The sequence below is a fragment of the Pseudomonas sp. ADAK18 genome, from assembly GCF_012935695.1.
Lineage (GTDB): Bacteria > Pseudomonadota > Gammaproteobacteria > Pseudomonadales > Pseudomonadaceae > Aquipseudomonas.
In genome coordinates this window covers 4,813,605-4,833,993 of the sequence record NZ_CP052859.1, presented here as the reverse complement: position 1 = coordinate 4,833,993, position 20,389 = coordinate 4,813,605, and the positions used below count along the sequence as shown (strand labels likewise).

General features: G+C 58.1%; 18 protein-coding genes. 5 read left to right on the top strand and 13 right to left on the bottom strand.

Going from position 1 to position 20,389, the window contains the following annotated elements; genetic code table 11:
* Positions 1–252: 252 nt before the first annotated feature.
* Positions 253–1,323, top strand: a complete 1,071-nt coding sequence (locus HKK55_RS21860; protein WP_169356556.1) for an inovirus-type Gp2 protein — start codon at positions 253–255, stop codon at positions 1,321–1,323.
* A gap of 80 nt (positions 1,324–1,403) precedes the next feature.
* On the opposite strand, the gene HKK55_RS21855 is transcribed toward HKK55_RS21860, so the two are convergent.
* The 11 genes from HKK55_RS21855 to HKK55_RS21805 all read right to left on the bottom strand — a co-directional run bounded on the left by HKK55_RS21855 (position 1,404) and on the right by HKK55_RS21805 (position 13,270).
* Positions 1,404–2,123: a hypothetical protein gene (locus HKK55_RS21855; RefSeq protein ID WP_169356555.1), complete on the bottom strand. Its 720-nt coding sequence runs from the start codon at positions 2,121–2,123 to the stop codon at positions 1,404–1,406.
* A 112-nt stretch (positions 2,124–2,235) separates the two neighbouring features.
* Positions 2,236–3,450, bottom strand: a complete 1,215-nt coding sequence (locus HKK55_RS21850; protein WP_169356554.1) for an integrase arm-type DNA-binding domain-containing protein — start codon at positions 3,448–3,450, stop codon at positions 2,236–2,238.
* A gap of 367 nt (positions 3,451–3,817) precedes the next feature.
* Entirely contained in the window at positions 3,818–4,591 is a 774-nt protein-coding gene (locus tag HKK55_RS21845) for an XRE family transcriptional regulator (RefSeq protein WP_169356553.1), read from the bottom strand.
* A gap of 224 nt (positions 4,592–4,815) precedes the next feature.
* Positions 4,816–5,343, bottom strand: coding sequence for an inorganic diphosphatase (ppa, locus tag HKK55_RS21840; RefSeq protein WP_048724712.1), 528 nt, complete (start codon positions 5,341–5,343; stop codon positions 4,816–4,818).
* A 111-nt stretch (positions 5,344–5,454) separates the two neighbouring features.
* On the bottom strand, positions 5,455–6,267 hold the full coding sequence (locus HKK55_RS21835; RefSeq protein WP_169356552.1) for a zinc-dependent peptidase: 813 nt from the start codon (positions 6,265–6,267) through the stop codon (positions 5,455–5,457).
* A 6-nt stretch (positions 6,268–6,273) separates the two neighbouring features.
* Positions 6,274–6,930: a DedA family protein gene (locus tag HKK55_RS21830; RefSeq protein WP_169356551.1), complete on the bottom strand. Its 657-nt coding sequence runs from the start codon at positions 6,928–6,930 to the stop codon at positions 6,274–6,276.
* A 316-nt stretch (positions 6,931–7,246) separates the two neighbouring features.
* Positions 7,247–7,705 (bottom strand): N-acetyltransferase, encoded by a 459-nt coding sequence (locus HKK55_RS21825; RefSeq protein WP_169356550.1) that lies wholly within the window; start codon positions 7,703–7,705, stop codon positions 7,247–7,249.
* A 91-nt stretch (positions 7,706–7,796) separates the two neighbouring features.
* A complete protein-coding gene (gene eutC, locus HKK55_RS21820; RefSeq protein ID WP_169356549.1) occupies positions 7,797–8,642 on the bottom strand; it encodes an ethanolamine ammonia-lyase subunit EutC in 846 nt (281 codons plus the stop codon).
* On the bottom strand, positions 8,639–10,033 hold the full coding sequence (locus HKK55_RS21815) for an ethanolamine ammonia-lyase subunit EutB (RefSeq protein WP_169356548.1): 1,395 nt from the start codon (positions 10,031–10,033) through the stop codon (positions 8,639–8,641). Before HKK55_RS21815 ends, eutC begins: the two co-directional genes overlap by 4 nt.
* A gap of 52 nt (positions 10,034–10,085) precedes the next feature.
* Positions 10,086–11,534: an ethanolamine permease gene (gene eat / locus HKK55_RS21810; RefSeq protein ID WP_169356547.1), complete on the bottom strand. Its 1,449-nt coding sequence runs from the start codon at positions 11,532–11,534 to the stop codon at positions 10,086–10,088.
* Between the two features lie 215 nt (positions 11,535–11,749).
* On the bottom strand, positions 11,750–13,270 hold the full coding sequence (locus HKK55_RS21805; RefSeq protein WP_169356546.1) for an aldehyde dehydrogenase family protein: 1,521 nt from the start codon (positions 13,268–13,270) through the stop codon (positions 11,750–11,752).
* Positions 13,271–13,560: 290 nt separating this feature from the next.
* On the opposite strand from HKK55_RS21805, the gene HKK55_RS21800 reads away from it, so the two are divergent.
* The 4 genes from HKK55_RS21800 to HKK55_RS21785 all read left to right on the top strand — a co-directional run bounded on the left by HKK55_RS21800 (position 13,561) and on the right by HKK55_RS21785 (position 17,795).
* A complete protein-coding gene (locus HKK55_RS21800) occupies positions 13,561–15,471 on the top strand; it encodes a sigma-54-dependent Fis family transcriptional regulator (RefSeq protein ID WP_169356545.1) in 1,911 nt (636 codons plus the stop codon).
* A 71-nt stretch (positions 15,472–15,542) separates the two neighbouring features.
* Positions 15,543–16,892, top strand: a complete 1,350-nt coding sequence (gene mpl, locus HKK55_RS21795) for a UDP-N-acetylmuramate:L-alanyl-gamma-D-glutamyl-meso-diaminopimelate ligase (RefSeq protein ID WP_169356544.1) — start codon at positions 15,543–15,545, stop codon at positions 16,890–16,892.
* Positions 16,889–17,518 carry a flavin prenyltransferase UbiX gene (gene ubiX, locus HKK55_RS21790; RefSeq protein WP_169356543.1) on the top strand — a complete coding sequence of 210 codons (630 nt, stop codon included), beginning with the start codon at positions 16,889–16,891 and terminating at the stop codon, positions 17,516–17,518. Before mpl ends, ubiX begins: the two co-directional genes overlap by 4 nt.
* On the top strand, positions 17,511–17,795 hold the full coding sequence (locus tag HKK55_RS21785) for a YceK/YidQ family lipoprotein (protein ID WP_169356542.1): 285 nt from the start codon (positions 17,511–17,513) through the stop codon (positions 17,793–17,795). Before ubiX ends, HKK55_RS21785 begins: the two co-directional genes overlap by 8 nt.
* Before the next feature lie 130 nt (positions 17,796–17,925).
* Here the strand turns inward: HKK55_RS21785 and HKK55_RS21780 are convergent, their stop codons facing one another.
* Both HKK55_RS21780 and HKK55_RS21775 read right to left on the bottom strand, forming a co-directional pair.
* Complete coding sequence (locus HKK55_RS21780) at positions 17,926–18,567, bottom strand: oxidoreductase (RefSeq protein ID WP_094951237.1); 642 nt, start codon at positions 18,565–18,567, stop codon at positions 17,926–17,928.
* Between the two features lie 28 nt (positions 18,568–18,595).
* Positions 18,596–20,314: a C13 family peptidase gene (locus tag HKK55_RS21775; protein WP_169356541.1), complete on the bottom strand. Its 1,719-nt coding sequence runs from the start codon at positions 20,312–20,314 to the stop codon at positions 18,596–18,598.
* Positions 20,315–20,389: the final 75 nt, after the last annotated feature.

The following is a 20,389-nucleotide window of genomic DNA, read 5'->3' as shown; positions in this document are numbered from 1 at the left end:
TGATAATAATTGCCAGTGTTGTGGGTGGCGTTAGTATAGGTGGTGTTGCAGTTAGCAGTGTTGTAATGGTAGTCATCTTGTTAGTAGGTTGGTGTTGTCATGTCTTAATGACAACCTTTGACTGTTGATGAGCACGAGTATGTGAGTAGGAGGTGTGTAAAAAAACGAAGTGTATAGGGTTGATCAGTAATCAAGTAAGTGAGTGGTATTCAATTGAATACCGAGTGTCTGGAGAAGTGATGGTGTGCGCTTATGAGTGTTGACATTGAGGAGCGCTATACGGCGCTCGTGAGTAAGATGGACGTAAACGTAGAGGGTGTTGGTCAGGTAGGAGCTGTAGACGCAGGATTGATCTGTACATTGAAAGACGCTTCTTCCATTGTAGGAAGGCTAGTGAGGTCGCAAGGAGATGCGTTCAGACTAACTGCGACAGATGAGTTTGGTAACGCAAGTCTGGAAAGCTACCCTTCCGGTAAATTGTTGCTCAGGTTGGTAAGGCTACACATGCCGGACGATAACTGGTTCAACGCTCTTTATACGCTTGAGCCATATCTGGAGATGGCGATGAGTAAGATTAAAGAGTTTGATCTGTACTACCACTGCATGACCTGGAGGTTTGAAAGGCCTATTAATGAAGCTGAAATGCTCGTGAAGCATTTAAATGAGTGTGTGAGTCAGATTCGTAAAAGTGTCAAGACTAAAGCTTTCCAAGCTCGGCTCAATAGCTATCAGCGATCAAGCAACAAAAACTATAAGGAGCTCACCGGGTACGTTGATTCTTTGTTTGAGCGCTACTCCAGGCTGCTGGTGCTGAGGGTTGATCTTTCCTACTCGAAAGAGAACTCCAAAACTACGCAGGCAGTTGCTAAGCAAGATCGAGAGCGCCTGTTCGGGAACGCCAGGTCGAACAAATTGTTTGACGATTTGGTGGGTTACATCTGGAAGCTGGAACACGGACCGGAGAAGGGCTTCCATTACCACATGATGTTTTTCTTTGATGGATCCAAGGTTCGAGAAGACGTGACCCTGGCTAGGCGGGTGGGTGAGTATTGGGCGGATGTAGTCACGAAAGGGCGTGGTCTGTATTTCAACTGCAATGCGAACAAGCACGCCTACAAGACCTGTGGGGTCGGGATGATCGACCATACTCAGTCCGCGTTACGTGAGGCTTTGCGAGGCGCGGTGATCTACCTCACGAAAACGGACCTTTACATGAAGCTGCAAACTCAAGGCCGGGGTATGGGCAAAGGGTTAAGCCCTGCCCCCAAAGGCACCCGTGGTAGGTCAAGGGCTGTTTCGTCGTCAAGGGAGCGCATGGTCTAGGGGTATCACCGCAGAGGCCCCCTAGAGGCGCTGAAGGCAGTCTGGTCGATGAATAAAATTCAATGCCGCTAATCTAGACTTTATCGTGCTTTAGCATGCTTGGTTTTTTCCCAAGCCTGATTAACGAGTATATCTTCACGTAGCCACGCGATCAGCCATTTCTCAATATTTGAGATCTTTAGAGCAGGAATGTTATTTTTTTCAATAAACTCGGCCAAAGGATCTTCAAGGTGGTAAACGGCTTTAATCTTTGTTGGCCACCCATCCTCAGGTTGTCGCTCCACTAGTAGTCTTGCTGCCTCGTCTTTTACCAGAAGGATAGATTTGTTTCGTGCTTGAGCATTTCTACTGTTCTGGCTCGAACGATTATCTGCTTCGATTGCATTTTGGAAGGCTGCAGATTTTTCTATGATCTCGCCGACCATTACACTGGCATAGTTGGTGAAAGCCCATGCCCGATCACGGTTTTTTTGTGCCTCAGCGGTGCTCCCCAGCTCAAGGTAAAGGCACGCATATCTCACTTGATGCAACAGTGTGTTGAATTCTTCATCCTGCTGTATGTCTTCGTTTTCCCATCGAGTCTCTAGTTCGGCTTGTAGTGCTGGGTTACCTGTGACTGCGCGGATGCCCTCTAGTAGTTGAATATAGTGATCGAGGTCAAGTAACGAATCAAAAAAGTGATCTCGAAGCATGCTGTGGTTTCTAGCAATAGCTTCAACAACTGTAGTGTTGCCTATGCTTTCATTCATGCTCGCTGTGATTTGATGTGGTGGAAATAGTGGCTGAGTTGCTTTGGTCATAGTGCAGTCCTTGGCGATGCTCATTGATACAGTGTCGCGCAATTCGTTAGTTTGTGTGGTTTTGGAGAGCAACATACTACTTTTACAGGTGATAGTGGGGGGCGAATCACGCTCAGGGTTTGGAGGCTTTTATGGAAGTGTTTAAAAAGTCACTCCAGTCGTTCATCAGGGCGCGACGCTTATCCAGAAAATCCGAGCGTGAGTAGGCTCCTTCGGTTTGGTCACGTTCATCATGCGCAAGCGCCATCTCACATACCTCGCGTGGGTAATTGGTGCATTCCCCAGCCCAGTCTCGAAATGAGGAACGAAAGCCGTGTCTTGTGATGTGCTTGTACCCCATGCCATGTAAGAGCGTTCGTACTGCGTTTGCGTGCATGACACCTGTCTTGCCTTGACCAGGGAATAAAAAGGCGCTTCCTTCATTTCTCGGAATGCTCCTCACCAGCTTTACGACCTCTTTGGAAAGCGGAATCACGAAAGCTACTCGCATCTTCATTCGCTCATCTGGGAGTGACCAAGTTCCGGCCGCTAGATCAAACTCATCCCAACGAGCAAACCTGACCATGTGGGCGCGTGCGCTCGTCATGATCAGGAGTTGAGCCGCCTGAGACGGAGGTGTTGAGTTTGCCCTGAGTTTTATTATCAAATCGGGCACTTCCTGCCAGCTCAAGGCTTCAAAGTGCTCACGCTTCCGAGCCTTCCTCTTTTCAGAACGGCTCAGCAGGTTGTCCAAATGCCCGCGCCAGCGAGCAGGGTTCTCACCCTGTCGCAGGTTGCGTGCCTTGGCTGCATCCAGAACTTGCTCAATCTGGCCGCGAACCTCGTCAGCGGTTCTGGTCTTGGTGGCCCAGATAGGTTGTAAAACCTTGAGTACTTCGGGAGTACCGATGTCTTCGGCTGACAGCTTGCCTATTTGATTAAACGCATACAGCTCCAGCTTTCGCAGCCAGCCTTTACGCCATTTCTCTGACCACGCGGCACCGTGAGCATCACGGTATTCCATTGCGAGCGTTTCGAACCTCAGTTGCTTGGCTTCACTTGCACGCTGGGCTTCCCGTTGGGTCGCTCGCTCTACGTCTCTGGCAGCCAAGGGATCGATGCCATCACTCAGTTGGCTGCGTTTAGCACTGGCATCTTGCCTGGCCTTCTTGAGACTCACCTCAGGGAATGAGCCCAGCCCCATCTCTCTACGACGGCCCGCCAGTTGGAAGCGAAGCAGCCAGGATTTACGCCCGGTAGGTTTGACGACCAAGCGAAGCCCATCACCATCTTCATAGGTGCCGGGGTCGGTCAGGTTTTCGACTTGTTTCGGATTCAGCTTACCCATCGGTTTTCCCCTGTCGTCCCTTTTGTCCCCCCAACTGTCCCCCCACTTCATCGTCGGATGAGGTCAAATGGCGTTGAACACCATCGGACAGGGGGATGCCTGAAAGCCCCGGAATAGCTAAGCTATCAGGAAGATTCTTGGATGGGATAGGATTATTTCGGACAATTAAAAAGCCGGCTTGTGGCCGGCTTCTCGGGGACTGGTTCAATCTATTTTTGGTAAACCTCACCAGCCTTCAAATCATTCACCCTGACTCTCATCCGGGTGATAGGGGGCATCAGCGGGAACTCCTCCGCATCGCCGGGCAGGGCGCTCGGCTTCACGCCAACCCCTGCCAAATGTGCCGCGCACTATACCCACCTTCGCTTCAATTTCCCAGCTTCAGATCCGATTTAGAGCCTTCGTAGCCCAGTAGATGCTCATCCAGCGGTACGGGCGGCAGGCAATGATTGAGGGTGGACCACCAGAATACCCAACCCAGGATATTCAGGTTCTGTTCGTGCCGTTGGTCGTAGGTCAGAAACTCGTCGGGATGCTCGGCGCTGTTGTGGCTACGCAAGCGCAGGCCACCGCCGGGTCGGTTGTAGAGGTGTTTGATGCGCAGCATGCCGTCGTGTTCGAGGGCGTAGATTGCGCCGTCGATGATTCGGGTGCGGCCGCGATCGATGGCGAGGGTGGAGCCGTCCTGGATGATGTCGATCATGCTATTGCCGATCATGTAGGCGCCCAAGGCGCGTTCGGGAGCGACGTTGAGGGTTTCAAGGGTTTGCAGCGAGAGCCGGATGCTTTCTTGTGAATTGAAGGAGCTGTGGAGGGGGATTTCCACGTCGATTTTTTCCGGTCCGCAGGCCGGAGTGACGAGGTAGTTGCCGTTGTCTTCTCGAGCGGGGTGCGCGTTGCTGGCGTCGGGGTTTATCGGTTGGAAGGTTATGAGTGGATGTTTAGGGCCTTCGCCGGTGCGCAGCCAGCGGCTGGTGACGCACAGCAGTTCGGCGAACTCCTCAAGTCGGCCCATGGGGACGCCGCGTTTGAACCAGTTGTTCACGTGCTGGGGCGTGACACCGCGGTTCTTGGCGAAGTCGGAAGCGGAAAGATGAACTTCCCGAAGTAGCGCTCTTAAGCGATCACCTGATGTATTCATAAACGCAGAGTTTACTGGCCGGAAAACTAGATCAAATAAACTATGCGTTGAGATGCTTTTGTAGGTATTTCCTTATTGCATGATTGATCTTTCTCTCCATGTTATTAGTTAAACATTGAACTGGTTTTTGTTTATTTAGTTGAGTGGATGTTTGTGTTTTTCGCACAAAAAAAGCCCCGAATGATCGGGGCTTTTTTTATCGCTTGCGCAATGAGTAGTAGGTATCAGCCTTTGTAGGCGGCTACCGACTTCATGATCTCGGCACGGGCGGCGTCTGCGTTGCCCCAACCTTCGATCTTCACCCATTTGCCTTTTTCGAGGTCTTTGTAGTTCTCGAAGAAGTGCTTGATCTGTTCCAGCAGCAGTGGCGGCAGGTCGGTGTATTCCTTCACGTCGACGTACAGCTGGGACAGCTTGTCGTGTGGCACTGCGATGACTTTGGCATCGCCGCCGCCGTCGTCGGTCATGTGCAGGATGCCAACCGGGCGAGCGCGGATGACCGAACCTGGGGTGACCGGATAAGGAGTCACGACCAGCACGTCGAGGGGATCACCGTCGTCAGCCAGGGTGTTGGGGATGAAACCGTAGTTGGCCGGGTAGAACATTGGGGTGGCCATGAAACGGTCAACGAACAGGCAGTCGCTGTCTTTGTCGATTTCGTATTTGATCGGCGCGTGGTTGGCCGGAATTTCGATCGCGACGTAGATGTCGTTCGGCAGGTCTTTGCCAGCCGGAATCTTGCTGTAGCTCATTGGGCGTTGCCCCCGTAGTTGGCCATAAAACTTGGCCGGATTGGCCTGAAAGTGGCGGCGATTATAGGCATATTCTGCGGCTGATGCCATGCGCCAGACGTCGTACAGCCGTCAGTGTTGCGCTTGATAGCGTGGGTCGCTGGCTTGCAGTTGGGTGAGGCGGGCCAATGGATCCTGGCGGTAAAAGCGGCTCAGTTGCGCGTAGACCTGTGGATAAGTGCTGACCAGCAAATCCGGGGCACTGAAAAAATATTCACTGGTGACGGCGAAGAACTCCGCCGGGTTCTCTGCGGCGTAGGGGTCAATGGGTGTCTCGGCGTCGGGGTTGCGGTCAAGTTGACGGTTCAGGTCGTCGTAGGCGCTTTGCATTACGCTGGCCCATTCCTGCACACGCATGTCGTTGTGCAACGGTGGCAGGCCATTGGCGTCGCCGTTGAGCATGTCCAGTTTGTGGGCCAGTTCGTGGATCACCAGGTTGTAGCCTTCCCAGTTGCCGCTGGCCAATACGCCGGGCCACGCCAGGATTACCGGGCCTTGCTGCCAGGCTTCGCCGCTGTGTTCGCCGTTCCATTCGTGTTCGACGCCGCTGGCGTCACGGTGGCGCTGGGGGCTGAGGAAGTCGTCGGGGTAGAGGACGATTTCGTGGAAGCCTTGATACCAGTCGAGATCACCGAGGTTCATCAGCGGCAGTTGCGCCTGGGCGGCGAGCAGCAGGCGTTGTTCCTGGTGCAGTTCGACGCCGGGCAGGGCAGTGAGGTGTTTTTCAGCCAGAAAGACTACGCAGGCTTCACGCAGCCATTGATCCTGCTCGACGCTGATGCCGTCGAGAAAGGTCAGGTGCTGGCGCACCCGCTGCCAGGTGTCATCGGCAATCGGGTGCTTGGCCAGAAGGCGCCGGCGACGCCAGGCGCTGAGGGACCACATCGTGGGTCAGTGCGTGTTGGCTTCGGACGAGGTGCGGCTGAAACGGCTGCGGACCACGCCAATGATCATCGGCACCAGGGACAGCAGGATGATAAACACCACCAGCAGTGACAGGTTTTTCTTGATAAACGGTACGTTACCGAAGAAGTAGCCGAGGGTGACCAGGCCGCCGACCCAGATGACGGTGCCGAAGACACTGAAACCGAAGAATCGCGGATAAGGCATTTTGGCGATGCCTGCGACGAACGGTGCGAAAGTCCGCAGGATCGGCAGGAAGCGCGCCAGGGTCACGGTTTTGCCGCCGTGCTTGTCGTAGAAATCGTGGGTTTTTTGCAGGTAGTCGCGACGGAAGATTTTTGAGTTGGGGTTGCTGAACAAGCGTTCCCCGGCCGTTCGTCCGATGACGTAGTTGGTACTGTCGCCGAGGATCGCCGCCAGCATCAGCAGGCCGCCCAGCAAGACTGGATCCATGCCACCACCAGCGGCTACGGCGCCGGCGATAAACAGCAGGGAATCACCCGGCAGGAATGGCATGACCACCAGACCGGTTTCGCAAAAAATCACCAGGAACAGAATGGCGTAGATCCACGGACCGTAGTTGGTTACCAGCATGTCGAGGTACACGTCGAGATGCAGGATAAGGTCGAGCGGGTTGAAATCCATGGATGGCACCTGTGTGAATGGCCGACTCAGCGGACCTGTGCGGAGGCTTCGGGTAATAAGGCTACACGGGGTTACCGTATTTCTTACGCCCCAGAAAGCTCGGCATTATACGGATAGAGAGGTGAAAAGCGTGTTGGTTTTGTAGCGGGGGATGTCGCGGGGTGTTCTTGTCGCTGCTTGTAGCCGCTGCGCAGGCACGAGGCTGCGATGCGGGTCCGTAGACCGCTTGGGGCCGCTTCGCAACCCATCGCAGCCTCGTGCCTCGGCAGCGGCTACAAGCAATCGCGAATAGCCTCCAGTGTTGGATTAATCGGGGTTACTCATCACTGAGAGGCAGCACATAGTTCTTGAATTCCGTGTCTTCCCGAAACCCAATCGACTCATAGGTCTTCTGTGCCACTTCATTGTCACTGCTGGTCGACACCCGCAGGCGCACGGCGTTCGTCTCCTTGGCCATCTTCTTCGCCGTACGCATCAGGTTATCGGCGACCAACTGTCGCCGGGCATCTTCGGCCACGTAGATATCGTTGAGGATCCACACCCGTTTCAGCGAGAGCGACGAAAAACTCGGATACAGCTGACAAAACCCGAGCAACTTGCTGTCATCGTCATCCGGCAGGGCCAGGTAGATCACCGACTCCTTGCGTCGCAGACGCTTCTCCAGAAAGGCCCGAGACGAGTCAGGAAATGGCAGCGCCCCATAAAACTCACGGTATTTGACGAACAGCGGAGTCAACAGGTCCAGGTGTTCCAGGGTCGCTTGAGTAATCCGCATGCTAGGCCTCAACTTCCAATGGGCTATGACGACACGAGCGGCCGTGGCTTGATGCTGCCTAAAGCTGTGAAAAATCGCAATCGTGTCGCGATCAGTCCTCCGGCGGGCTGAGCAGGAAGTTGCCTTTCATCAGGTCTGGATTGTCCGATTCGATCGTCTGAACCTGGGCTTCATCCTTGAGATTGACCCCGGACAGCTGTCGGCGACAGGCTTCGCGCATCAAGTACAACAGTCGGTGAGCTGCCATGCCGTAGCTCAAGCCCTCCAGGCGCACGTTGGAAATGCAGTTGCGATAGGCATCGGTCAGCCCGACCTTGGGGTTGTAGGTGAAGTACAGCCCCAAGCTATCCGGCGAGCTGAGCCCCGGCCGTTCGCCGATCAGGATCACCACCATTTTTGCCCCCAGCAACTGACCGATTTCATCGGCCACCGCCACCCGGCCTTGCTCCACCAGAATCACCGGCGACAGCGACCAGCCTTCGGCATGGGTCTGTTCCTCCATGCGCGTCAGAAATGGCAACGTGTGTTTATGCACCGCCAGAGCGGATAAACCATCGGCCACCACTACCGCCAGGTCCACACCGCCCGGGTTGGCTTGGGCGTAATCGCGCAGGGTTTGGGCCGACTCGTCACTCAGGCGCCGCCCCTGGTCCGGGCGTTGCAGGTAGCTGTGACGGTCGACGGCGGCGCTGTGCAGTAACAGGCTATCGCGGCCGCGTTCTGTCAGTTGAGTGCTCAGGGCGGCATGGTCGAAAGGCAGATGCACGGCGTCCCGCGCCTGAGCGTGGGCAAACTGGAAGTCCAGCTGCGCACCGGTAGGGATGCTGGTGCCGGTGCGGCCCAGGGCAATTCGCGCGGGCGTCAGGCGGCGCAGTTCCAGCCACGGGTTGTCCGGAATGGTGTCAGGGGTATCGATAGGCACAGGCGGCTCCTTCATCCCAATTGCGCCAAGGCCTGGCGGAAGGCTGGCGGCAGGCTGTTGCCGAAGTGCACCTTGCCATCGGCCTGCGTGAAGATGCCCATTTTCGCCAGCCACTGTTCAAATTCCGGCGCCGGCTTTAAACCCAATGTTTGCCGGGCGTACAGCGCGTCGTGAAACGAGGTGGTCTGGTAGTTGAGCATGATGTCGTCGGAACCGGGGATGCCCATGATGAAGTTGATTCCGGCCACTCCCAGGAGGGTCAGCAGGGTGTCCATGTCGTCCTGGTCGGCTTCGGCATGGTTGGTGTAGCAGATGTCGCAACCCATGGGCACGCCCAGCAGCTTGCCGCAGAAGTGGTCTTCAAGGCCGGCGCGGATGATCTGCTTGCCGTTGTACAGGTACTCGGGGCCGATAAAGCCGACGACGGTGTTTACCAAAAACGGCTTGAAGTGGCGGGCCACTGCGTAGGCGCGGGTTTCGCAGGTTTGCTGGTCAACGCCAAAGTGCGCGTTGGCCGACAAGGCGCTGCCCTGACCGGTTTCGAAGTACATCAGGTTTTGCCCCAAGGTCCCGCGATTGAGGCTCAAGCCGGCGTCGTAGCCTTCCTGCAGCACGCTCAGGCTGATACCGAAACTGGCGTTGGCTGCCTCGGTGCCGGCAATCGACTGGAACACCAGGTCTAGCGGCACACCGCGGTTGATGGCCTCAATGGAGGTGGTGACGTGGGTCAGCACGCAGGCCTGGGTCGGGATGTCGTAGCGCTGGATAATCGCGTCGAGCATTTCCAGCATGGCGCAGATCGAAGCGATGCTGTCGGTGGCCGGGTTGATGCCGATCATCGCGTCGCCGTTGCCGTAGAGCAGGCCGTCGAGAATGCTTGCGGCGATGCCGGCCGGTTCATCGGTCGGATGGTTCGGTTGCAGGCGCGTGGACAGGCGTCCGCGCAAGCCCATGGTGCCGCGAAACTTCGTGACGACGCGGATTTTTTGCGCCACCAACACCAAGTCCTGCACGCGCATGATCTTCGACACGGCGGCGACCATTTCCGGTGTCAGCCCTGGCGCCAGGGCGCGTAGGCTTTGTTCATCGGCCGCGTCACTGAGCAGCCAATCGCGAAAGCTGCCAACCGTCAGGTGGCTGACCACCGAAAATGCCTGCTTGTCGTGGGTGTCGATGATCAGCCGGGTGACTTCGTCGCTTTCATAGGGAATCAGCACTTCTTCGAGAAAGTATTTCAACGGGATATTGGCCAGGGCCATTTGCGCCGCCACCCGCTCACCATCGTTCTGCGCCGCGACACCGGCGAGGAAGTCCCCGGAGCGTGCCGGGCTGGCCTTGGCCAGGACGTCCTTGAGGCTGTCGAAGCGGTAGGTGAATGCGCCAACCGCGTGGGAAAAACTTGCCATACAGAGTCTCCATGACGGTGCGCACTGATGTGCGCACCGAGGTTTACGGCGTTTAGTGCAAGGCGGCCTCTGCGGCCTGGATCGCCGCAAACTCTTCTTCCGGCGTGCCTGCTACCAAGTGATGCCGACTGTAGAAAGCAAAGTAAGCAATTAATACTCCATAGATGATCGCAGCGCCAATCACCACCCGCGGATCCACCAGAAAGCCCGCCACCACGGCGATACACGCCAGCACCAGCGCCACGCCGGAGGTGAAGATGCCGCCCGGTGTGCGGTACGGACGGTCCATTTTGGGGCGACGGATGCGCAGGGTGATGTGCGCGGCCATCATCAGCACGTAGGAGATGGTGGCGCCGAACACCGCCACCAGAATCAGCAGGTCGCCTTGCCCGGTCAGCGACAAACCAAAGCCGATGATGCCGGGGATGATCAAGGCCAATACCGGTGCTTTGCTTTTGTTGGTCTGGGACAGCTTGCGTGGCAGGTAGCCGGCGCGGGACAAGGCGAAGATCTGCCGGGAGTAGGCGTAGATGATCGAGAAAAAGCTCGCGATCAGCCCAGCCAGGCCCACCAGGTTGACGAAGCTGCCCATCCAGGTCGAGCCGCCATAGGCCTTGGACAAGGCTTCCACCAGCGGATTGCCCGAGGCCATCAGCGCATGGGCGCCGGCACCGCCGGGGGCGATCACCAGGATCAACAGGGCAAAGCTGGTCAGCACCACAATGGCGCCGATCAGGCCGCGTGGCAGGTCGCGTTTCGGGTTCTTGGTTTCTTCGGCCGCCAGCGGCACGCCTTCGACGGCAAGGAAGAACCAGATCGCGTAGGGAATCGCTGCCCACACACCGACATAACCAAACGGCAGGAAGGTGCTGGCACCCTTGGCCTCGGTCACCGGGATATCCAGCAGGTTGGCGACGTTGAAGTGCGGCACCATCGCGACCAAAAACACGCCCAGGGCAATCGCGGCGACGGCGGTGATGACGAACATCAGTTTCAACGCTTCACCGACCCCGAAGATGTGGATGCCGATAAAGATGATGTAGAACGCCAGGTAGATCATCCAGCCGCCGATGCCGAACAGCGACTCGCAATAGGCACCGATAAACACCGCGATGGCGGCGGGGGCGATGGCGTATTCAATCAGGATCGCCGTGCCGGTGAGGAATCCACCCCAGGGCCCGAATGCACTGCGGGCAAAGCCGTAGCCACCGCCCGCTGTAGGAATCATGGAAGACAGTTCGGCCAGTGAGAAACACATGCACAGGTACATGGTGGCCATCAACAATGTGGCGAGGAACATGCCACCCCAGCCGCCTTGGGCCAGGCCGAAGTTCCAGCCGGCGTAGTCGCCGGAGATCACATAGGCAACGCCGAGGCCGACTAAAAGCACCCAGCCGGCGGCACCTTTTTTCAGTTCACGTTGCTGGAAATAGTCGGAGCCGACTTTTTCGAAGTCGACGGAAGATCCAGACGCCGGGGCGCCAGTGGGTTCGCTAGGCATGAAGAAGTACCTTTCGTTCTTATTGTTTTATCCCGACTTACTTGAGCCGGATGAGATGTTGAGTACTTGTGAAGATCAAATGTGGGAGCGGGCTTGCTCGCGAATGCGGTGTGTCAGTTGATGCATATATGACTGATACACCGCATTCGCGAGCAAGCCCGCTCCCACATGTTTAATTGCATTTCAAATGTGGGAGCGGGTTGTCTGTTGGTGAGTTAGAAAAAGCCCAACGGATTAATGTCGTAGCTCACCAGCAGGTTTTTGGTCTGCTGATAGTGATCCAACATCATCTTGTGGGTTTCACGGCCAACACCCGACTTCTTGTAACCGCCAAACGCAGCGTGCGCCGGGTACAGGTGATAGCAGTTGGTCCACACACGTCCGGCCTTGATCGCCCGACCCATGCGGTACGCGCGGTTGATGTCACGGGTCCACAGGCCTGCACCCAGACCAAACTCGGTGTCGTTGGCAATCGCCAGGGCTTCGGCTTCGTCCTTGAAGGTGGTGATACTCACCACCGGGCCAAAGATTTCTTCCTGGAACACCCGCATCTTGTTGGTGCCCTTGAGCAGGGTCGGTTGAATGTAATAGCCGGTGGCCAGGTCGCCAGTCAGCTTCTCGACTTTGCCGCCGGTCAGCAGCTCGGCGCCTTCGCCCTTGGCGATTTCCAGGTAGGACAGGATCTTGTCGAATTGCTGCTCGGATGCCTGGGCGCCGACCATGGTGTCGGTGTCCAGCGGGTCGCCACGTTTGATCGACTCGACCTTCTTCATCACCACTTTCATGAAGTCGTCGTAGATCGACTCTTCCACCAACGCACGGGATGGGCAGGTGCAGACTTCGCCCTGGTTGAAGAACGCCAGCACCAGGCCTTCGGCGGCTTTCTCGATGAATTGCGGTTCGGCTTTCATGATGTCGGCGAAGAAGATGTTCGGCGACTTGCCGCCCAGTTCAACAGTGGACGGAATAATGTTTTCGGCCGCCGCGTGCATGATGTGCGAGCCCACAGGCGTGGAGCCGGTGAAGGCAATCTTGGCGATGCGTTTGCTGGTAGCCAGGGCTTCGCCGGCTTCTTTGCCGAAACCGTGGACCACGTTCAACACACCAGGCGGCAGCAGGTCGCCGATCAACTCCATCAACACGTTGATGCCCAGCGGGGTTTGCTCGGCAGGTTTGAGCACCACGCAGTTACCGGCGGCCAGGGCTGGCGCGAGTTTCCAGGCGGCCATCAGCAGCGGGAAGTTCCACGGGATGATCTGGCCGACCACGCCCAATGGCTCGTGGAAATGATAGGCGGCGGTGAGTTCGTTGATCTCGGCGCTGCTGCCTTCCTGGGCGCGGATGCAGCCAGCGAAGTAACGGAAGTGGTCAGCGGCCAAGGGGATGTCGGCGTTGAGTGTTTCGCGTACCGCTTTGCCGTTGTCCCAGGTTTCGGTGACGGCCAGCAGTTCGAGGTTCTGTTCGATGCGGTCGGCGATTTTCAGCAGCACCAGCGAGCGGTCCTGGGCCGAGGTCTTGCCCCAGGCGTCAGCGGCTGCGTGGGCGGCGTCCAGCGCTTTGTCGATGTCTTTGGCGGTGGAGCGCGGGAAGTCGGCGATTGGCTTGCCGTTGACCGGCGAAGTGTTGGTGAAATAGTTGCCATCCACCGGCGCGACAAATTCGCCGCCAATGTAGTTGCCGTACTTGGCCTTGAACGAAACGATAGCGCCTTCAGTACCGGGGTGTGCGTAACGCATGGTGGGTATCTCCTGGCTTTTTGTGTTTATTGGAGGACGCACTGTTGTGCTTGTTAAAGCGTAGAGCAAAGGTCGGGCCAGTGCCGTGCAGGCCAGGTAAACCAAGGCTTTGTGGTGTGTTGCGGGGAGCTGCTGTGACAGGACTGGTACAGCCTGAGTGACAGTTTGTGCCACAAGCGATACAGCCTGTGACCGGTGGGTCGAGTCGGGATTGCAATGGCGGGAAGGGTGAGGGATGCTGGGCGTCCCGGTTCGCGACGTGTATTACGCAGCAGGAGAACAATAAGAACATGCACAACGATCATTTCAGTCGCCATGCCCAGCAAGTGCTGACCGTCACCCGCGGTCAGGACCCTTTGCACGGCCCCGGGAGCGACCCATCCATTGCCCGCTCCTGGCTGCGTTGCCTGGAGGACTATCACCTCGACCCTGCCCTGACCATCGCCCCGACGGTTCTGGAACATGGCCGTCTGCTGGAAAGTCGCGAACGCCTGCAACAAGTGCTGCGCATCGCCGGCAGTGAAATGAACAGCCTGCATCAACAGCTATCCGGTGCCGGCCACGCGGTGCTACTGACGGATGCGCGTGGGGTAATCCTTAACTGTGTCACCGCCCCCAGCGAACGCAAGATTTTCGAACGCGCCGGGCTGTGGCTCGGCGCCGACTGGAGCGAAGCCTGCGAAGGTACCAACGGCATCGGCACCTGCCTGGTTGAGCGTCAGTCGCTCACCATCCATCGCGACGAACACTTTCGTGGCCGGCACACCGGCCTGACGTGCTCCGCCAGCCCGGTGTTCGACCCTCATGGCGAACTGCTGGCGGTGCTCGATGTGTCCTCGGCCCGGGAAGCTGTGTCGCGGCAAAGTCAGTTTCACACCATGGCGTTGGTTAACCTCTCGGCGAAGATGATCGAGAGTTGCTACTTCCTGCGGCATTTCGAGAACCACTGGTTGCTGCGTTTTCATTTGCAAGCCGAGTCGGTGGGGCTGTTCAGCGAAGGGCTGCTGGCGTTCGACGGCGAAGGGCGGATCTGCGCGGTCAACCAGAGCGCGCTGAACTTGCTGGGGCAAATACGCGGTGGCTTGTTGGGGCAGCCGGTGGAGGCGTTTTTCGACTGCTCGCTGGATGAACTGCTCGGTCGTGCCAGCGCCAATGCCAGCGCCAGTTGGCCCCTGCGTACCCGTGATGGGCGCGGGTTGTTCGCAGTGTTGCGAGGGCAGCCGCGCAGTGTGCCGAGTCCGCTGGTCAAGGCACCTCCGGGTGTTGAACGACCACGGTTGTCGGGCATTTGCCTGGGGGACGCGGCGCTGCAAGAGGATTTTCGCAAGTCACTGCGGGTGTTCGAGCGCGACGTACCTTTGCTGATCAACGGTGAAACCGGCTCCGGCAAGGAAGCCTTCGCCAAAGCGGTACACCACGCCAGTCTGCGGGCGGACAAGGCGTTCGTTGCCCTCAATTGTGCCGCGATTCCGGAAAGCCTGATCGAAAGTGAACTGTTCGGCTATCGCGGCGGCAGTTTCACTGGTGCCCGCAAGGAAGGTATGCGCGGCAAGCTGCAACAGGCCGACGGCGGGACCTTGTTTCTCGACGAAATCGGCGATATGCCCCTCGCTTTGCAGACCCGTCTATTAAGGGTCCTGGAGGATCGCCTGGTGGTGCCTATCGGTGGTGAGCCGCAGGCGGTGGACGTGCGCATCATCAGCGCCACTCACCGCAATTTACTGGAGCGGGTGCAGGACGGCAGTTTCCGTGAAGATTTGTATTACCGGCTCAATGGCCTGGAAGTCTCCCTGCCGCCGCTGCGTGAGCGTACTGACAAGTCGCAGTTGCTGGATTTTCTGCTGGCGGAAGAGGCAGGGGAACAGTCGGTGTTATTGGATGCATCGGCGCGTCAGGCGCTGCTGGCATTTGCCTGGCCGGGGAATGTGCGGCAGTTGCGCACGGTGTTACGTACGTTGGCGGCTTTATGTGAAGACGGGTGCGTCGGGCTTGAGGACTTGCCTGTCATGATTCGCCAGGCGCGATCGCAAGCAATAGCGGTGGATGAGCCTTCGGACTCGCCGTTGGGTGATGCTGAGCGGCTGGCTTTGCTTAATGCCCTTGAGCAGCAGCGCTGGCACATGAGTCATACGGCGGAGCAGTTGGGTGTAAGCCGCAACACCTTATATAGAAAGCTGCGTAAACATGGGATTACCCGCTGAGGTCCTACAGCTAAAGAGTGCGATTTATCCCACCCTACGCTAACCTGCCTCGATGTTTTACGAGGTCGACTATGCACATTCATATTCTCGGTATTTGCGGCACCTTCATGGGGTCGATGGCGGTTCTGGCCAAAGAGCTGGGCCATCATGTCACTGGCTCCGATGCCAACGTTTATCCGCCCATGAGCACGCAGTTGCAGGCCCAGGGCATTGAGTTGACACAGGGTTACGACCCGGCGCAATTCGACCCAGCCCCGGACCTGGTCGTTATTGGCAATGCCATGACCCGCGGCAACCCGGCCGTCGAGTACGTGCTGAACAAAGGCCTGCCTTATGTGTCCGGCCCACAATGGCTGGCGGACCATGTGTTGCAAGGTCGTTGGGTACTTGCTGTGGCCGGTACCCATGGCAAGACCACCACCAGCAGTATGCTGGCCTGGGTCCTGGAGCATGCGGGCATGAGCCCGGGCTTCCTGATTGGCGGTGTGCCGCAGAACTTCTCGGTTTCTGCACGCCTGGGCGACACGCCATTCTTCGTCATCGAAGCGGATGAATACGACAGCGCGTTCTTCGACAAACGTTCGAAATTTGTTCATTACCGCCCGCGCACGGCGATCCTGAACAACCTGGAATACGATCACGCCGACATCTTCCCCGATCTGCCAGCCATCGAGCGGCAATTCCACCACTTGGTCCGTACCATCCCCAGCGAAGGCCTGGTGATCCATCCGACCACTGAGCCTGCGTTGCAGCGAGTGATCGAGATGGGGTGCTGGACCCCAGTGCAGACCACCGGCGCGGGCGGGCAGTGGCAGGTCAAGTTGCTGAGCGAAGACGGCTCCAAATTTGAAGTGCTGTTCGAAGGTGTTGCCCAAGGCATCGTCGATTGGGACATGACCGGCCAACATAACGTCGCCAATGCTTTGGTCACCCTGGCGGCCGCTCGACACGTTGGCGTAGTGCCGTCCATGGGGATTGCGGCGTTGAGCGCGTTCAAAAGCGTCAAGCGCCGTATGGAAAAGGTCGCCGAAGTGAATGGGATCACCATCTACGATGACTTTGCCCACCACCCGACGGCCATTGCCACCACCCTCGATGGCCTGCGCAAGCGTGTCGGCGATGCTCAAGTGATCGCCATTGTCGAGCCGCGTTCCAACTCCATGAAGCTTGGCGCGCACCGTGACGGCCTGCCGGAAAGTGTGAACGATGCTGATCAGGTGGTTTGGTATGCGCCAGCCAACCTCGGTTGGGACCTGCCCGCCATCGCCGCGCTGTGTACGGTGCCGTCGATGGTCAGCGATTCGCTGGAAGGCATCATTGAACACGTGAAACACCAGGCCAAGCCCGGCACCCACGTGGTGATCATGAGCAACGGCGGCTTTGGTGGCCTGCACGGCAAACTGGCCGAGGCCCTGAAGTGAGCGGCCCGGAGCGCGTCACCCTGGCGATGACCGGCGCGTCCGGCGCGCCCTATGGCCTGCGGCTGCTGGATTGCCTGATACGGGAAGATCGCGAGGTGCACTTTCTGATCTCCAAGGCCGCGCAACTGGTGGTGGCCACCGAGACCGACGTCGCGCTGCCCGCCAAGGTGCAGATGATGCAGGCCTTCCTCACCGAATACACCGGTGCGGCGGCGGGGCAGATCAAGGTCTATGGCAAGGAAGACTGGATGTCGCCGGTGGCCTCGGGCTCCGGCGCGCCGGCGGCGATGGTGGTAGTTCCGTGTTCCACCGGGACGTTGTCGGCCATTGCCACGGGCGCCTGCAATAATTTGATCGAGCGTGCGGCAGACGTGACATTGAAGGAGCGTCGGCAACTGATTCTGGTGCCGCGCGAGGCGCCGTATTCGAGCATCCATCTGGAGCACATGCTCAAGCTGTCCAACATGGGCGTGACCATCTTGCCGGCGTCGCCGGGCTTTTATCACCAACCGCAAACCATCGATGACCTGGTGGATTTTGTGGTGGCACGGATTCTCAACCTGCTGAATATTCCTCAGGACATGCTGCCGCGTTGGGGTGAACACCATTTGAGCAGCGATGAATAAGGCACTCATGGTAGTGCTGGCGCTGCAACTGGGTGGTTGTGCCACGGCGCGTACCCTGAATGCGGCGCAACTCGGCGCGCCGGTGGTGTACTCCGGGACGCGGCTGGATCTGTATGCAATGCAGGGCGGGTGCTGCGCGATGGATCGGTTTGGTGCCGAGGCGCCGAGCTATCCCGGTGTTGATCTGCCAGCCAGCGCCTTGCTCGACACGCTGCTGTTACCGCTGTCGGTGTTGACGGTGCTGGGAGTTGGGTTTAACGCGACGGGTGGGTTGTAGCCTGCAACATAGAGGGTGTTTGTGCCGGCCTCATCGCGGGCAAGCCCGTCTCCCACATTTTGAATGTGTGAATGCATTCAAATGTGGGAGCTGGCTTGCCTGCGATGACGCCAGCCGACCCACTGCAAAATCACTTGCCGAGCTTGCGCAACTCATCCGACTCCACAACCCGCACGCCATCCTGCTCTTCCAGTGCCAGGCGCCACATGGCTCGCGCCAGTTCGCACACTTCGATGCCGCGGTATTTGCCGGGGATCAATCGGGATAACGGTCCGGCCAATTGCTCGGCCAGCCGTGGTTCCAGTCGTTCCCCCAGCAACAGAGAAGGCCTGACGATAGTCAGTTGCGGCCAGTCCTGGGCCTTCAATGCTTGTTCCATCTCCCCTTTGACCCGGTTGTAGAAAATCGAGGATTTCGGGTCGGCGCCAATCGCGCTGATTACGATCAGGTGCCGCGCGCCCATTTCCCGTGCGCGCTTGGCAAAGGCCACCACCATGTCCAGGTCCACCGCGCGAAAGGCTGCTTCGGAACCGGCTTGCTTGATGGTGGTGCCCAGGCAGCAGAAGGCGATATCCACCTGGCCGCTCAGTTGCGGCAGGAACACCGCCGGATCACCCACCGGGTTTTCCAGGTGTGGATGCTCGGCCAGCGGTTTACGGCTGGGCGCGAGCACACGCGTGACGGTGGGCTCGTTGAGCAGGCGGTCCAACAAATGTTCCCCGGTCAAGCCAGAGGCTCCGGCAAGCAAGATATGCTGAGGCGTCAAGTACATGATATTTCCCCCTTGATACTATTTCAGCTTAGTTGCTCTTCGCTTCCTTGCTATTTATAGAGGCGCTTTCCAGTGCCTTTCGTGCTTGTTGTTTACGCAGTAGCTGCCAATGGGCGATCACCCCTTTGGGAGCCCAGATTTGCGGCTCAGAGGCTTCGAAGTTCTCCGCCATTTCGCGTTCGGTGACATGCATTTGCGCCAGCTTGAAGGCTTGCTGCAAATCGTCGGTCTGGTTGAAGGCCTGGGCGAACAGGGCGTCGCCGAAGTACGTGAAGTCAGCTTCCTCGGAGCAGCCGAACGAGACGCGGTCGGCCCGGGAGGCCGTCATGATCAGGGTGTGTTCATCTTTCAATGTGGGGATGAAACCGCCGGAGTAGCAGGCTGAGATGACGATGATCTTGTCGCGGTTTTTCAGCGGCGCCATGACGGCCGCCAACTCATCGGCTGGCAGGTCGGCCAGCTCCATACGCGGCTGGTCCAGCACCAGCTCGTGCTCGTGGGTGCCGTGGCTGGTCAGGTAGATGAACACCAGGTCTTCTGGCCCGCTGCGCTCGGCCAGGGTTTGTACCGCGCGGCGCAGGCTTTCCCGCGTGGCCATGGGGCGGTCGGCAATATGGTCGCGGTGGTTGACCAGGCGGATCTGGCCGTAGGCGCCGAAGCGGGTGAAGAGCATGTTGCTGACGTAGTCGGCTTCGCGCAGGAATACGCTTTGCTTGCCGTCGCCGGCCAGCGTCAAGGTGTACAGCTCAACCGCTGGAGTGGACGCAGGCACCGCGGTGAGGGCCTGGTCGAGTAGGCGGCCCTGGGCCAGTATCCCGACCTCCAGGGCGTCAGGCAGCAATTTGCCATCAGCGTTGCGCACGCGCATGCCGTTGACCCAGATCCCTGCTTGTACCGTGCCATCGGTGAGCACCAACGTGCCTTTGCCTTGATAACTGTCGCTGTCAAAGCCACCAATGTAGAAGCTGCCGTCGGTGAGGTTCAGGCGCCCCTGGCCGGTGAAGCGCCAATCGCTGAACTGGCCGACGTAGTGGCTGCCGTCGACACCGATCAATTCGCCCTTGCCGCTCAGCGCGCCTTCTTTAAATTCGCCGATCCACACGTCACCGTCGGCGTTTTCATAGCGACCTTTGCCGTTGAGCTGGTTTTGTTTGAAATGGCCGACGTACATGTCGCCGTCGGCGCTGTTGAAGGTACCGTTGCCTTCCAGTTGGCCGTCGACGAAGTGGCCGCTGAACTGGTTGCCACTGTCGTCGTTGCGCTGGCCTTCGCCATTGGGTTTGCCGTGGGTGAATTGACCCTGGTATTGACTGCCGTCGGGCAGTTCGAGGCGACCGAGGCCGGAATACTGGTCGTCCTTGAACTCGCCGCGATAGGTCATCAGGCCCTCTTTGAGAGTACCTTCGCCGTTGCGTCGCCCTTGCTTGAAACCGCCAACATAGCTGCTGCCCGGCGTGGTCAGTGTGCCTTGGCCGTCGAACAGGCCTTGCTGGAACTGGCCTTTATAGACCTCGCCATTACTGCCGTGCCATTCGCCCTGGCCATGCCACTGGCCCTTGTCGAACTGCCCGGCGTACCAACTGCCATTGGGGTAGTCCACCCGACCCTGGCCTTGCAGCAAACCGTTGACCACATCGCCCCGATAACGACCGCCGTAGGGCAGTCGCGCATCGGGCGGCAACAGCGATTCGCCGTCGCCGCAAGCGGTGAGCAACAGGACAAGAGCAAGGGGAGCGAGTGGGCGCATAGCGGGATCCGGATAATTGAGCGCCGAGTATGCCGCAGCTACGAGATCTATACATAAATTTACATGAATTGTAGT

Coding starts and splice junctions, on each gene's coding strand:
- HKK55_RS21835 (WP_169356552.1), bottom strand. CDS start 6,267: ATGTGGTCCCTCAGCGCCTGGCGTCGCCGGCGCCTTCTGGCCAAGCAC.
- HKK55_RS21855 (WP_169356555.1), bottom strand. CDS start 2,123: ATGACCAAAGCAACTCAGCCACTATTTCCACCACATCAAATCACAGCG.
- HKK55_RS21785 (WP_169356542.1), top strand. CDS start 17,511: ATGAATAAGGCACTCATGGTAGTGCTGGCGCTGCAACTGGGTGGTTGT.
- HKK55_RS21805 (WP_169356546.1), bottom strand. CDS start 13,270: ATGCGTTACGCACACCCCGGTACTGAAGGCGCTATCGTTTCGTTCAAG.
- HKK55_RS21830 (WP_169356551.1), bottom strand. CDS start 6,930: ATGGATTTCAACCCGCTCGACCTTATCCTGCATCTCGACGTGTACCTC.
- eutC (WP_169356549.1), bottom strand. CDS start 8,642: ATGAAGGAGCCGCCTGTGCCTATCGATACCCCTGACACCATTCCGGAC.
- HKK55_RS21815 (WP_169356548.1), bottom strand. CDS start 10,033: ATGGCAAGTTTTTCCCACGCGGTTGGCGCATTCACCTACCGCTTCGAC.
- HKK55_RS21800 (WP_169356545.1), top strand. CDS start 13,561: ATGCACAACGATCATTTCAGTCGCCATGCCCAGCAAGTGCTGACCGTC.
- HKK55_RS21780 (WP_094951237.1), bottom strand. CDS start 18,567: ATGTACTTGACGCCTCAGCATATCTTGCTTGCCGGAGCCTCTGGCTTG.
- HKK55_RS21850 (WP_169356554.1), bottom strand. CDS start 3,450: ATGGGTAAGCTGAATCCGAAACAAGTCGAAAACCTGACCGACCCCGGC.
- ppa (WP_048724712.1), bottom strand. CDS start 5,343: ATGAGCTACAGCAAGATTCCGGCTGGCAAAGACCTGCCGAACGACATC.
- HKK55_RS21845 (WP_169356553.1), bottom strand. CDS start 4,591: ATGAATACATCAGGTGATCGCTTAAGAGCGCTACTTCGGGAAGTTCAT.
- mpl (WP_169356544.1), top strand. CDS start 15,543: ATGCACATTCATATTCTCGGTATTTGCGGCACCTTCATGGGGTCGATG.
- HKK55_RS21825 (WP_169356550.1), bottom strand. CDS start 7,705: ATGCGGATTACTCAAGCGACCCTGGAACACCTGGACCTGTTGACTCCG.
- HKK55_RS21860 (WP_169356556.1), top strand. CDS start 253: ATGAGTGTTGACATTGAGGAGCGCTATACGGCGCTCGTGAGTAAGATG.
- HKK55_RS21775 (WP_169356541.1), bottom strand. CDS start 20,314: ATGCGCCCACTCGCTCCCCTTGCTCTTGTCCTGTTGCTCACCGCTTGC.
- eat (WP_169356547.1), bottom strand. CDS start 11,534: ATGCCTAGCGAACCCACTGGCGCCCCGGCGTCTGGATCTTCCGTCGAC.